At 65.0% G+C, this 14,028-nt stretch carries 7 protein-coding genes; 2 read left to right on the top strand and 5 right to left on the bottom strand.

Features of this window, described 5'->3' with window-relative positions:
- Nucleotides 1-54: 54 nt before the first annotated feature.
- The 3 genes from AC1DCF_RS06155 to AC1DCF_RS06145 all read right to left on the bottom strand — a co-directional run bounded on the left by AC1DCF_RS06155 (nt 55) and on the right by AC1DCF_RS06145 (nt 8,046).
- On the bottom strand, nt 55-603 hold the full coding sequence (locus AC1DCF_RS06155; protein WP_477210261.1) for a cysteine hydrolase family protein: 549 nt from the start codon (nt 601-603) through the stop codon (nt 55-57).
- Nucleotides 604-654: 51 nt separating this feature from the next.
- On the bottom strand, nt 655-984 hold the full coding sequence (locus AC1DCF_RS06150; RefSeq protein WP_477210260.1) for a DUF1801 domain-containing protein: 330 nt from the start codon (nt 982-984) through the stop codon (nt 655-657).
- A 180-nt stretch (nt 985-1,164) separates the two neighbouring features.
- The gene (locus AC1DCF_RS06145; protein ID WP_477210259.1) at nt 1,165-8,046 is read right to left on the bottom strand and encodes a beta strand repeat-containing protein; all 6,882 of its coding nucleotides are present in this window, start codon (nt 8,044-8,046) and stop codon (nt 1,165-1,167) included.
- A 264-nt stretch (nt 8,047-8,310) separates the two neighbouring features.
- Here AC1DCF_RS06145 and AC1DCF_RS06140 point away from each other — a divergent pair, with 264 nt between their 5' ends.
- Nucleotides 8,311-10,926: a LuxR C-terminal-related transcriptional regulator gene (locus AC1DCF_RS06140; protein WP_477210258.1), complete on the top strand. Its 2,616-nt coding sequence runs from the start codon at nt 8,311-8,313 to the stop codon at nt 10,924-10,926.
- A gap of 36 nt (nt 10,927-10,962) precedes the next feature.
- Here AC1DCF_RS06140 and AC1DCF_RS06135 read toward each other — a convergent pair whose 3' ends face one another.
- Nucleotides 10,963-12,477: an MFS transporter gene (locus AC1DCF_RS06135; protein WP_477210257.1), complete on the bottom strand. Its 1,515-nt coding sequence runs from the start codon at nt 12,475-12,477 to the stop codon at nt 10,963-10,965.
- A gap of 101 nt (nt 12,478-12,578) precedes the next feature.
- Here AC1DCF_RS06135 and AC1DCF_RS06130 point away from each other — a divergent pair, with 101 nt between their 5' ends.
- On the top strand, nt 12,579-13,259 hold the full coding sequence (locus AC1DCF_RS06130; protein WP_477210256.1) for a TetR/AcrR family transcriptional regulator: 681 nt from the start codon (nt 12,579-12,581) through the stop codon (nt 13,257-13,259).
- Between the two features lie 13 nt (nt 13,260-13,272).
- Here the strand turns inward: AC1DCF_RS06130 and AC1DCF_RS06125 are convergent, their stop codons facing one another.
- Nucleotides 13,273-13,641: a VOC family protein gene (locus tag AC1DCF_RS06125; RefSeq protein ID WP_477210255.1), complete on the bottom strand. Its 369-nt coding sequence runs from the start codon at nt 13,639-13,641 to the stop codon at nt 13,273-13,275.
- Between the last annotated feature and the right edge of the window lie 387 nt (nt 13,642-14,028).

Here is a 14,028-nt window from a genome sequence, read left to right as displayed (position 1 = left end):
GGTCCCCATGCGAATGTTTCGGCGAATGTCGCCTGTCGCGCACAGTTGACAAGGTCAGCCGAGCTCGATGAGTTCGCTGCTGCCAACGACCCGGGCGTAGCCGTCGGCCAATGCCGCCATGAACGAGGCATGTACGAGTTCACCGGGAAGCGCGGTTCCCTCGAATTCGAGGTTGGGGGCCGCGCAGGCGTCGTGGGCGACCGTGACACTGAAACCGAGGTCAGCTGCGGCGCGGACAGTGGCGTCGACACACATGCTGCTCATCATGCCGACGATCACGAGGTCGTCCCAGCCGGCATCCCGCAGCTGCTTTTCGAGACCCGTGCCGAGGAACGCGTTGGGCGCCTCTTTCTGCACGAGAGGCTCGCCCGGCAGCGGCGCGACCAGGGGGTGAATCTCGAAGCCGGGGGTGCCGGGTCGCATGAAGGTCGCGTCGGGTGCATCCCAGATGTGCTGGATGTGGACGACCGGCTCCCCGGCGGCGCGAAAATGCCCGAGCAGCGTGGCCGCCGCCTCTGCCGCCGCCTCCGGATCGACCAGCGGGTTGGCACCGCCCGGAAAGTAGTCCTGCTGAATGTCGATGATGACCAGAGCTCGCGTCATTGTGAGTTTCCGTTCGGATGAGGTGGCGCAGGAGGGTTGGTGAGAAAGCCGCTAGGCCGTCGCCTGGGCGAGCCAGCCGGCGACCTGGGCCGGGTCAACCTGATCGGCTGATTCGTACTTGACCGTCGACATCCGGGGGCCGGGAACCAGCACGCCGGAGCTGTCGTCGATCGGCGCAGCGTTCCAGATCATGAAGGTGACGTAGCGCGGATACGGCTTGAATCCAGCGACCGGGTCTTTGCCCGACAACCAGACCGGATGCCCGTGCCAGACTTGCCCCGTGGCACCCGGCACTGCAGTGTCGATGAGCGCGCGGAGCTTCTCGGCCGTCTCGCGATGCGGAGCATCAAGGTCGGCAATGAACTCGTCGAGGGTCGGCATGGTGGTCCTTCCAGTCGCTGCGGTGCGGCTCAAGCAATGCGGATCGGTTCGGAGAGGTGGTGCCAGAAACGAGAGTCAGCGTAGCGCATGGATGCCGCATACACGCCGCGCTGCGCGACTGATCAGGTGCCAGTCGCGCAGCGTTCCCCCGTCAACCTGCAGAGCGTGGGCCTCCCTCTGTCACCGAGTGGACATAGACCGGCGACGACGCACGACCAGGGCCAGAATTCCGAGCCCCGCTAGCAGCAGCCCGATCAGCGCGATCGGAAGGACTTCGGCCCCTGTCTCGCTCAATGTGCCAAGACCCCCCGGGTTCGCCGGGCCCGGCTGTGCACCGGGGTCGACGGGTGTAACCGGGTCGATGGGCTGAGCCCCCGTGCGCGTCACGACGGTCGACTTCGCCGAGGTGACCTGCGTCTGGTCAGGACTTGTTGCCGAGGCGGTGGCGGTGTTGGTTACCTTTCCATTCGTCACATCGTTCGCAGTCACGATGTAGTCCTCGGCCGTGAACGCGGCCTTCTCGCCCGGCAGCAATCTGGCAGCCGATTCCGGCGCAATGCCGGTCACCTTCTTGTCGTTCACGACGGTATCGGTCACCGTCACGTTCCCGGTGTTCGTCACGACGAAGGAGTAGCCGATCGTCTCGCCGGCATCGGCCAGGCCATTGCCATTCGTGTCGTTCAGGGTGCCGGTTTTCACGATGGACACCGCGGGTTTCGGATCGGCAAGCGGCAGGGTGACGGTTGACGGGGCGGTCGGCGGCAGTTCCACGTTGCGCGGATCCATCCCGTCAACCGTGGCCGTGTTCGTCACCTTTCCGCCGTTGTCGACGTCGGCCTGCGTGCCGACATAGCTATCGGCGGTGAAGAGCTGCTGCTCCCCCGGTGCCAACGTCACATCGCTCGGCGTGAGGCCCGTGACCTTCACGTCGATCACGCCGATCCCGTGCACCGTCACGTTGCCGGTGTTCTCCACGATGAACGAGTAGGCGATTGTCTCGCCCACGTCAACCTTTCCGTCGCCGTTCGGGTCGGTGAGCAGGCCTGACTTCACGATCGAGAGTCCCGGTCGGGCCGGGCTGACGGGAGTAGTCGCCGTCGAGGGATCGCTCGACAGGGTGCCGCCGGACGGGTCGACCCCGGATGCTGTCGCCGTATTGACAAGGTCAGCACCGGAATCGAGGTCGGCCTGGGTGACAGCGTAGGAATCAGCGGTGAAGGTCTGTGATTCACCGGGGGCCAGTGTCACCGGCGCGGGGCTGATGTTCACCACCTTCGGGTCGATGACGGTTGCCCCGCTCAGCGTCACGTTTCCGGTGTTGGTCACGACGAAGCTGTAGCCGATGCGCTCCCCTGCATCCGCCGTGCCGTTGCCGTTGGTGTCGCCCAGTTTTCCGGTCTTCACTATCGACAATCCGGTGACCGCTGCGACAACCGGAGTCGCCGTTGCGGACGGGGCGCTGACTGTTGGTTGCCCCTTCGGGTCGGTTCCCTTCGCCGTCGCCGTGTTCACGACGTCGGTCCCGGCATCCACGTCGGCCTGGCTGACCGTGTAGTCGTCGGATGTGAAGGTTTTCTTCTCCCCGGGGTACAGGGTCGCCGTCGCCGGGCGGATGCCGGTGACCTTCGCATCATCGATCGTCACCGACCGCTGGGTGACGTTGCCGGTGTTGGTGACATCGAACCGGTACGAGATCTTCTCGCCGGCATCAGCGACGCCATTGCCGTTCGTGTCACCGAGTGCTGCTGTCTTCAGGACGGACAGCGACGGCAGCGGAGTGGGGAGTGGTGTCGTGGCCGTCGACGGCGCACCGGTGATCACGGTGTTCTTCGGGTCGAGTCCTGCGACGGTCGCCGTGTTCATCACGTTTCCGCCGTTGTCGACGTCGGCCTGAGTTCCGACGTAGTCGTCGGCGGTGAAGACCTTCTGTTCACCCGGGGCCAGTGCCACGTTCGCCGGACGCAGGTTGTTGACCATCGCGTCGGTGATGTTCAGGCTGTGCAGCGTCACATTTCCGGTGTTCGTGACGACGAAGTGATAGCTGATCTTCTCGCCGACGTCGACCTTCCCGTTGCCGTTGGCGTCGTCCAGCTCTCCCGACTTCTGAATTGTCACGGCAGGTGCGGCGGTCGTGATCGGCACGGTCGCCGTCGACGTGGCCGAGTCAGGAATCGGATCACCCGCGATCGTCTTGCCCGCTGCCTTCGCGGTGTTCGACACGGTGCCGCCCGCGTTCACATCGGCGAGTGTGACCGTGTAGGCGTCGGCTGTGAACGTCTGTGAGGCGCCGGCCGCGATCACCACGCTGGTCGGGGCGAGGGTGGAGACCTTCGGGTCGACGACCCTGACATCCTTGGCGTCAGTTCCACCGCTGTTCGTCACGACGAACGAGTAGGAGATCGATTCTCCGACATCGGCGGTTCCGTTGGCGTTCAGGTCGTTCAGCTGCGCGGTCTTCACGATCGACAGCACGGGCGCGAACGGAATCGTCAGAGCGGCGCAAGGAAGCTCGCTCACATCCGCCCCGTTGACGCAGGAGGACGGAGTCGTCGTGTACGCCGTGTTGACGAGTGGGGTCACACCCGAGGTGATCGTCACCTGGTAGGTCACGGTGGCGGTGGTGTCCACGGCCAATGCCCCGGACCAGGCCAGGATTCCCGCTGACGGATCGCCGAGCGCGACGGCAGCTGCGCCTCCGATCTTCACCTTCGCGGATCCGGGCACAAACGTGGCCTTGCTGAGCACGCCGGACAGGTCGTCGACGATTCGAGCGGGATCAGCCGTTGTGAAGTCCGCCGATCCCGTGTTCTTCGTGGTGACCGTATAGGTGACGGTGTCGCCGACGGTCATGCCGATGGCTGGAGCGTTCGAGGTCTTCGTGATCGACTGAGCCCTCATACCATCCGTGTCGGTGGCCGTCGCACTCAGAATCCCGAGCGGCGCGTGCGGATCCGGTGCCGTCACGGTCGCCGAGTTCGTGATGTCGGCGGTCCCTTTCAGGCCCGACTTCACGGTCACGGTGACCGTCGCGCCGCTGCCGGCACCGCCTGTCACGCCGTCACCATCGCCGGTCGCGACGCCGGCGGCCCCGAGTGCGCCGAGCTGCCAGGTCACCGTGTCACCGGAATGGGTTCCGCCGTTGCTGGCGCTCACGAAACTCACTCCCGCGGGGAGCGTGTCGATAATCGTGGCGCCCGAGAGCGCCTCGCCGACGAGCATGTTCTGCACGGCCAGGGTGTAGGTGAACTCCTGGCCGGGAGCGACCGCCGTCAGTCCGTCAGTTTTCGTCAGGGTGATGCCCGGCGTTGCTTCCTTGACGCTGAAGCACGCGGAGGCATCGTTGTTGGTCGGCACCGGGTCGGTAATCAGCGCCGACACGACGGCCGGAACACACAGGCTTTGTGCCACCAGCGGCACGACCGGGATGGCGATGGTCTCCGGCGTCTCCCGTTGGAGTGCCCTTCTCGTTCCGTCTGGTGCGACCGACGAGCAGGTCAGGGTGACGGGGCCGACGATCGAGCCGTTCGGCAGCGTCGACGACGCGACACAATCCCACCCGCTTGGCGTGAGATCGGTCACGCGCACGTTGTCGGGGATGGAGACCGTCACCGTCGCCGGGACGCTCTCCGACCCTCCGTGGTTCACAACGGTGAACGGCACGACGCCGGGGCGGTCGGCCTGAAGCGGCAGATGATCGGGAACGGTGAGTTCGAGGTCGGCTTCCTGCGCTGTCGCGCAGACCGCGCGCGGTTCGATCGGAGTGCCGATCTGGGTCGCCTTGACGGCAACCGAGTTGCAGGCGACGGCGTCGGCCGCCGCGCCCCCGACAATCGCCGCGCGGTACTCGAAGGAGACGCTGGCGCCCGGGGCGATGCTCGCCGGTGCGGTGATCTTGATGGCCGTGGCCCCGGCGAGGGGCGCGGCCCAGCTCGAGCTGCAACCGGCCGGCTGACCGGGGTAGACCTCGGCGCGGCAGGGGTTCGTCGATGTGGAATAGCTCAGTGTGACGCCGCTGAGCTTGCGCACGCTGCTCAGCGTTTCGTTGAATGTGCTCCCGCGCGGCACCGAGGCGGTGTCGCCGCTGGTCCCGGTATCGCCGATGTGGGGCAAGACGTCGTATGCGACCAGGTTGCTGAGAAGGGTGTTTCCGGTGTTCACGAGGCGGATGCGGTAGTCGATGTCCGTCGCGGCGGTGTCAACACTCACGAGGACGTCCGGCTTTGACACCCAGTTGCAGCCGTCTGCAGCTGACGCGTCGGGCTGGCAGATCTCCTTGATCACCGAGATCTGGCTTGCGGAACCGACCGTGATACCCGTCGCGTTCGCTCGGGAGTATCCCTCCGTGGTGTTTCCATCACCGTCGATGTCGGGGGCGTCGGCAACCGGAGACGCGAACTTCGCGTCTGCGACGGTCCAGTTGTTGCTGGCCTCGCCCATCCAGGCGGCCGCGATCCCGGTCGTTCCGGAGGCCGCGGCAAACCCGGGCTGAGCGTCGACGGTCATACTCGGCCACGTCGCGTTGGCCCCGAAACTGACACCGGCCGGCCAGGTTGCGACGACGACGGATCGGTTGACACCATCGACGGCGACCGTGCGATAGCTGAAACTGACGCCCGCAGGAACGCTACCTGGCGCGAAGGAAGCCGAACCGTCCACGACGGTCCAATTCTGCGGAGCGAGGAAGACGTACTGGGGAGAGAAGGTCCCTGCCGCCGGAATGTCCGAGCTGACCGCTCGCACGGTGTAGTTCACGTTGCGGCCCGGAACGGCTGAGCCGCCGCCGTCGACAATTGGAACTCCGACGAACTGCGCGGTGATCGCGGGCAGGGCGGCTGCGGGCGATTCGAAGCGAATGGTGTGAGCCGGATTTCCCAGGTTGACGTCGGCGACTCCCATGTTCGGGTAGGTCATCGAGACGGATGCGGTGTTGTTCCAGTCACCGACCGGAGTGGTTGACGGAACGGCGAAGTTGAGAAGCAACCGGTACCAGGACGTTGCGGTGGCCTGGCTCTGGAGTGCGACGATCGGCTGGAGCACCGGCGACGTCACCGTGACGGCGGTGATCCAGGTGCCCGCCGGCGCGGTGAACGGGATCGTCGTCGTGCCCGTCGCCCCGCTGTTGAGCGTGTAGCGCAGCGTCGCCCCGGCCGCCGTGTTGTTTCCGCTCACCTGATGGTTGACCGAGGTCACCTTCGCCGGACCGGCGCCCAGGCCGGAGTCGGTGATGACTGCGACACCGGGCACGTTGCCGGTGTTGTACGCATCCACCATCCACGAATGATTCACCGACCCTGTCGCCGGGACGGTGATGTAGTCCTTGCCGGCGACAATCCGAGTCTCGGTGGAGTCCTTTTTCGACGTCCCGCGTCCGAAGGGCGCTTCGAACTCAAGTTTGTGGCTCAGCGAGCCCAGGTCGAGATCGGCAAGTCCGGTGGCCGGATACTGCATCTTCGCGGTCGCCGTGTTCGTCCGTCGTTCTCCGATGGGAGCATTTCCCGTGACCGTGTAATCGAACCGGGCATGGAACAGCGTTTTCCCCGTCTGGCTCTGGAGCACGTTGGGTCCGGCCAGCGGGGCAGACCGCACCACCGCCCTGACGAACCATTTTCCTGTCGGGGCGGTCGCGACCGGCCCGTTGGTGGTCCCCGTTGCACCGTCGTTGAGGGTCCAGTCGATGCTCGCCCCCGCTTGAGCTGTCTGGTTTGCGGCGAGCGCCGAGATCTTTGTCACCTTCGTGCCCTGCAGATCGAGGTTGTCGTCGGCGATGACGGCGATTCCCGGCACATTCGCCTGGTTGGCGGCGGACAGGAGCCAGTAATACTGGCTCGGCGCGGCATCCGGCTGCACGACAACCGGTGAGACGGTGTTGCCATCGAACCTGTTCGGGCCGGCAAAGGTCGACTGCTTCGCGTCGAATGATCCCTTCGCGAACGGTCTGACACAGGTGACGTCGTGGGTTGCGGATTTCGAATCGGTCTTAATGCTGCTGTCGTCGCCGGGGGTGGTGCCGAGGAACGTCATCGACAGGTCGACGGTGTTTGTCACCGACCTGGTGAAGTCGCAGAAGTTCGCATCCGTCCCGCTGGGCGAGAAGGCGGCAGCCGGGAACTTGACTGTGACCGTGCGGGGAAGCCAGATGCTTGGCGAACCGGGGCGGTGCCATCCGACGGCGGGAACGGGGCCGCTTCTCGGCGACTCGGTCCAGACCACGGTGTGGGTCACCGGGTCATAGGCGCCGTCGGGGCTCGAACTGACGAACTCGGCCTCAGCCGGAAGGTGATCGGTGAGCTTGAAACTCTTCGCACAGGTGAAGCGTGCGTCGCCCTTTGGAGCGCTCGCCTGCACAGTGAGACAGTTGCTGGCCATTCGCAGGGTGTAGCTGTAGTTGGTGCCGGTCTCCGCTGTTCCTCCGGCGGCTGACGGTACGGCGACAGCGAGCGTCGGCGTCGGAACAGTTGCTGCCCAGGTGACCGGCGCAGCAGGGAGGGTCATCGGAGCCGACGCACTGGTCGCGTTTCCCGTTGCCGTCATGATGATCTGGAAGCCCGCGGGGAAGAACGATGCGGCCGTCGGCGTATTGATCGAAACCGAGCCATTGGTGACCCAGATGTAGTTCACAACAAAGCTGCCGCCATCACCGACCGCAACGTCACCCAAGGTCACTGTCTGAGGTCCCGACCCTGATGCCGGCGCGATCGTTGCTCCCACGAAAGGTGCTGTCCAGTTTGAGTAGTAGAGCGGCTGGTAGGCGTTGTAGTTCGGGTCGAACGGGGTCCCTGACAGCACGATCGTTGCGCCGGTGCAGTCCGAAATGTTGCAGGAGTAAGACACTCGGTAGCCGAGGCCCGTACTCACGCTGCCGACCATCCCGGCGGTGGTCTGCGGATTGCCGCTCGAATCGACCGGCTCGATGTTCACCGAGAGCTGGGCGGTACCTGCGGCCTGCGCAACCGTCACCGGGACGACGATCCCGATGGAGACGAGTACGGAGAGGAGGAGGGCGAGGCCGGTGCGGCCCCGTCGACGGGCGGCCGAAGAGTGACGAGCGTGCCGTGCAGCCATGTGTGAGATTTCCCCCAGTTTGTGAGGCACCCGCAGCCGATCGCTGTTCGGGCACACTACTCGCCAGAGTATGGGCGCATTCTCCTGGCTCCGGCCCAAAAGCGCGCAGGAGGACGGGTTTCACCCGGAAAGGTCACCCCCTTTCTAATCCCCCTGCAACGGGGGTGGATAACAGATAGGTTGGGACTCGTTTCGTCGTCGAATTCTGCCGGAACAAGATCACCTCAGAGAAAGCAGGGTCGTGTCGCACAGGTCAGCCCGCACATGACGCTTGAACTGGATGCCCTGACCCTGAGCGACACCGGGCTTCGGGGAATCCCGCGGACTCTTCACCACTTTCTCTCCCGCGAGCGACTGCTGGAAACCCTCGACAGCGGGGCATCAGGGCGGCTCATCGTGCTGCGAGCACCGGGCGGAACAGGGAAAACCACCCTCCTGGTCGATTGGTTACGACAGCGACCGGACGACAGCCACCGTGTGGTCTGGATCGCCCTTGACCGGAGTGCCTCATCACGAGCGGGATTCTGGCGCCGCTTTGTCGGCGCCCTGGTCGCTGCACAGGCGGCGACGGCGGATGGGCCGCTGGGCGACATCCTGTCGGGTTATGTCGACCTCGATAGCGTTCCCTCTCTCGTTCTCGAGGAACTGTCGAAGGCAGATACTCCCCTCCGCGTGATTCTCGACGACTTTCACGTCGTCGATGCCAGCAGCGTGGAAGACGTGATTTGGCTTCTTGAGAAATCTCAGTTCCTCCAGGTTCTCGTGACGACACGTCGACGGGGTCTTCTCGAAGAGCCCCGCGTGGCCGTGCGGCTGGAACCGACGATCGTCACCGGCGCACAGTTGAACTTTGACCTTGCTGAGACCGAGGCGTTGATCGAAAGCTCCGAGGGCTTTCTTGCCGCCCAGGATGCGGTCACTATTTTTGGTGCGACGCACGGGCATCCGCTCGCCACGCGCGTCGCCATCGCGACGCTTCTCTCCGAGCCCGGTGAACCTGACGCGCTCAGCCGCGTCACGGTTGTCGCGCGGATCGCCACGCATGCAGCGCACGATCTGTTGCCGACCTTCACTGATGCCGCGCGGCGCGACGTGGCGCTTCGTGTCGCTCTCGCCTCTTCGGCCGAACTGACCCTTGCCCGTGAGCTGAGCGGCAGACCCGATGTCGAACAGGTGCTCCGCGAGTTCGAGCGCGACGGCTACGGAGAGTTCAGCGGGAAGGACGACACTGTAGTTTTCTCGTTCCATTCGCTTGTCGGCGCGGCGCTCGAATGGGAGGCCGAGCAGACTTTTGATCAGCACGAACTCGATCGATTGCGGCGAACTGCCGCGCGATACTTCGCGGCGAACCGCAACCCGCTCGGGGCGCTCCGGCTTTTTGCGAAGGTTGGCGACACTCGCGCGATATGGCCGGTTGTCGCACAGTATTTCTCTGAGCTGATCACGCATCATCAGGCCGACCTCAAGGAGATCATCGGGACCATTCCTCCTGGCGCGCTTCGCGAGGAGGGAACACTGGCAATTTCCCTGGCGATCGTGCTCGGTGAGGAAGAATCGCTTCCCTCGGCGTACCTGCGCCAGTTGGTCGACACGGCGCTCGAACAACTGGAGCCCCGCCGCAACGAGGTCGATCCGGTCGAGCTGTTCTGGACGCTCCTCGCGCGTTTCGCCGGGCTGAGAGCGGCCCGGCGCTACTGGGAAGCGGCGAGCGCCGGGGAGGATCTGCTCGACCACGTCGGCCGATTGTCTCCCGCTGAGCGCTCCCGCATCGGAAGTGCACGTGCAGCCGGATCCATTCAGATCATCATCACCGACATCCTCGTCGGTCGGCTCGACGAGGCGATCGTGCTTGCGCATCAGCTTGCCCACGACCCGCACCCCGGCCGTGGCCAACACCGACTCAGCCTGTTGGCCTATATCCAGTCGATGCGCGGCGACATGGTCGAAGCCGCACAATTCAGCCGGGCCATCACGCAGACGCGCGCGGCGCACTGGCGCGCGACGATTCCTGCGACCGGCTGGTACATCGCCGAGACGATCCTCCGAATCGAGGGAAACGACCCGCACGGTGCCATTGAGGTCATCTCAACCCTCGACTCACGCGTGTCCCATTTGGAGCACTGGCCATTCATCCTGTGGGCTAAGGGTCTTGCCCGACTGTCCGCCAGCACTCCCGAAATTGGCGTCGATGAACTTGCCGTGGCTGTGCGCGCAAATCGCTCACGATCCGCGAGCCCTTTCGCCCTCGATCTGCTCGGGGCGCTCCAGAGCGATCTGTATCTCGCGGCCGGTGAGCCGAAGAAGGCCCTCCACATCCTTGATCAGCGATCGCCGACTGCCATTCCCGTGGCGCTCGCGCGCGCGCGCCTCCAACTCGCCGCCAACGATGTGGAGGCGGCAAAGGTCGGGGTGAGCGCACTTCTCCGGGCCGAGCGCACGACCCCTCGGCAGCAGGCCGAAGCCCTCCTGCTCCTGGCGATCACCGAACTCCGGCTCGGACTGCCGAATGAGGCAGAGCACTTCGCTCGCCGTGCACTCGTGCTCATGGAGAAACTCGGGCTGCGTCTCCCCCTGAGTCTGGTTCCCCGCGCTGAACTTCACAGTCTCGTCAGCGCCCGTCTGCCCGATTTCCTCTCCTTGTTCGATGGCCGACCCGATCCGTTTCGATCGGTTCTGGCACCGGCGGCGCTGACAAAACGAGAGCGGTTGGTGCTCTCTGAACTCGCGTCAGCCGGCAGTCTCGACAAGGTCGCCCAACGGCTCTTTGTCTCGACGAATACCGTCAAGACGCAGCTCAAGAGCATCTACCGCAAGCTCGGAGTGACAACGCGCGAGGCCGCGGTACGCGCCGGGCGACAGAGCGGGCTCCTCGAGGACTGACCGGTCGACACGGCGGGTTCAGTCCCCGCCGCTTTGCTACTGAACCGGAGCGGACTCGTGGTCCCGGTCAGGCGCGGGGTTGCGAAGCGAGATGCCGTGGCCGATCCGACGGAAGAGCAGCGCCGCCATCACCGCACCGGCCGCGAAGAACCCGGCGCCCCACCAGTAGGCGGTGGCATAGCTGTGAATCGCTGCCTGCTCGGCGACTGCGGCGGTGGGCGGAAGGTGCGACGCGATATAGTCGGCGGCCGCAGTCGCGGCGAGCGTGTTCAGCAGAGCCGTGCCGATCGAGCCACCGACCTGCTGACTGGTGTTGACCATCGCGGAGGCGACCCCGGCGAAGTGGCGGTCGACCCCGAGGGTGGCCGTCTGCATCGACGCGGGCATGATCGACCCCATACCGAAGCCGAGAATCAGCAGCGGCGGCAGGATGTCGGCGACGTAGGTGCTGTCGAGCCCGAGGTGGGTCAGGTAGACCATTCCGGTCGCACCGAGCACCATCCCGAACGGCACCATCACCTTCGGGCCGAACCGCGGCACGAAGATATTCGTCGACAGTTGCGCGGCGAGCACCAGCATCGCGATCATCGGCAAGAAGGCGAGACCGGTCTGCATCGGCGTGTAGTGCAGAGAGGTCTGCAGGTAGTAGGTGACGAAGAGGAAGATCCCGAACATGCCGGCACCGGCGATCAGCACCGAGAGATACGCGGCGCCGCGATTGCGGTCGAGCACAATGGCGAGCGGCAGCAACGGATGCTTCGCCCGACGCTGCCAGAGCACGAACGCGACGAGCAGCACGACGGCGCCCGCCAGCATCCCCCAGCACCACGGGGAGTCCCAGCCCTCGGTCTCGGCGTTCGAGAAGCCGAAGACCAGCCCGAAGAGAGCGCCGGATACGAGCAGAGTGCCTGGCACGTCGAGCTTCGGGCGCGGGCCGACCCGCTTCGCGTTGCTCACGAAGATCAGGGCGCCGATGATGCCGAAGATCGCGATGAAGACGTTGATGTAGAGGTTCCAGCGCCAGTCGTAGTACTCGGTCAGGAAGCCGCCGAGCAGGAGGCCGACGGCGCCGCCGGCTCCGGCGATCGCACCGAAGACGCCGAACGCGCGAGCGCGCTCCTTCGGAATGGTGAATGTCGTCGTCAGCACCGCCAGCGCCGTCGGCGCGAGCATCGCGCCGAATGCACCCTGCAGGGCCCGCGCTCCGACCAGAACGCCGAAGCTTCCGGCCGCGCCGCCCAGGGCCGAGGCCGCGGCAAATCCGATCAGACCGATGATGAACATCCGTTTGCGGCCGACAAGGTCGGAGAGACGGCCGCCGAACAACAGCAGGCTGCCGAACGCGAGTGAATAGGCGGTCACGATCCACTGTCGTTCGCCGTTTGTGAAGCCGAGCTCGGCCTGGGCTGAGGGCAATGCGATGTTGACGACCGTCGAGTCGAGAACGACCATCAACTGGGCGAGTGCGACGACGGAGAGCGTCCACCAGCGCCGGGTTGACGCGGCCACGGCGGCGGGCGCGTCTAAAGAAACTGTTGAAGTCTGAGGCATAAACCCGAGACTATACGATACTGTGGAGTTCCGGATCTTAATAGTTCCTGAATATTCGTACAGACTCACTCGCACAATTCACAGAGATGGAGATGGGAGCAATGACGCAACCGAATCTCACGGACGACAGCCTCACCGACGAGACTGTCGAGACAACGGAGACAGCTGAGCTGCCCGCGAAACTTGGTCGAAAACGTGACCACACTCGCGATCCTGAGATTCTGGATGCCGCACTCGACGTGCTGGCGGAGGTCGGATACGACGGCATGACCGTCGACATGGTGGCCGCCCGGGCGAAGGCAGGCAAGGCCACCGTCTATCGCCGGTGGGCCTCCAAAGCCGAGCTCGTCATCGACGCCGTGGCCTGCATGAAGAAGATCGACCTCGACCCGGCGCACCTTCCCGACACCGGGACCCTGCGCGGCGACCTCCTCGCGATGATCAAGCCGCACTCGATCGAAGACGGCGAGAAGAAGCTGCAGATTATGGGCGGGCTGGTCTCGATGCTGTCCCGCGCACCCGAACTCGCTGAGGCGGCGAACGCAGCGATCGTCGAGCCGCGTGCGGCGGTCAACCGCGTGTTCATGCAGCGGGCGATCGACCGCGGCGAGATCTCGGCCGGATGCGACGTCGAGGCGATCTCACTGATCGCTCCGTCGATGGCCGCCTACCGTGTGTTGATCTTGCGCAAGCCCGTCGACCGCGAGTTTCTCGTCTCTCTCATCGACGGTGTCGTGCTGCCGGCCGTCGGTCTGGGCAACCAGTCGAAGGATGCCCGGTAGCTGAGTAGCTGACCTACCGATCGCTCAGGGCGATGCGATTTCCTTCGCTGTCGGCGAACTCCGCAACAGTCAGCCCATCGCCGACCAGTGTCGGCGGATAGAGCTCGATACCGCCGTTGGCGAGCGCCCGGTGCAGGGCATCGGGAACACTGTCGACCGTGATGTAGATCCTTGTGCCGTCGAGCGAAGGAACGTAGCTGTCCCCCGCCATCAGGGCGATTGCCGCGCCCCCCGCGTCGGTATCAGCGGCCTCGTCAAGCAGGCAGGCGGGATGGCCGTCGACAACGGCACGGCGGGTCGTGCAGCCGAACACAGCAATGTAGAAGGCCTCTGCTCGGTCCATATTCTGCACCGGAATCTCCACATATGTCGCGCGCAGCATCGGGGCCACCTGTACATCTCTTTCGGGCGGGGACTGGTGACTCCAGCATGGCAGACGCGCTGGGCGCCGGGCAGGAGTGACGGCCGCCCGCGATCGGCGTGGGGAATCCCGCTGGGCGTGCGAAATGGCGCACGCCCAGCGGGATATCGCGCGCCGGATCTAACCCGCATCGCCCCTGTGTCTCGTGAGTTACCGCGCACTACTGGCGGTGGCGCCAGATGACCAAGCTGACAATAATTGCGAGCGTTATGCCGGCCGTAGCGACGAGATACCAGTTCGAAACCGAACCGGTCAGTGCGATCGAAACGAGAATGCAGCCGAAAAGTGCAACAAGGAGAAAGGCCCCCATCCCGATTTCTGACTCCCAGATTCCCCTCCAGGCGTCGA

It is taken from the genome of Leifsonia sp. 10L418 (assembly GCF_056395445.1).
The sequence above is the reverse complement of the archived record's forward strand: the minus strand, read 5'-3'. Positions and strand labels throughout refer to the sequence as shown.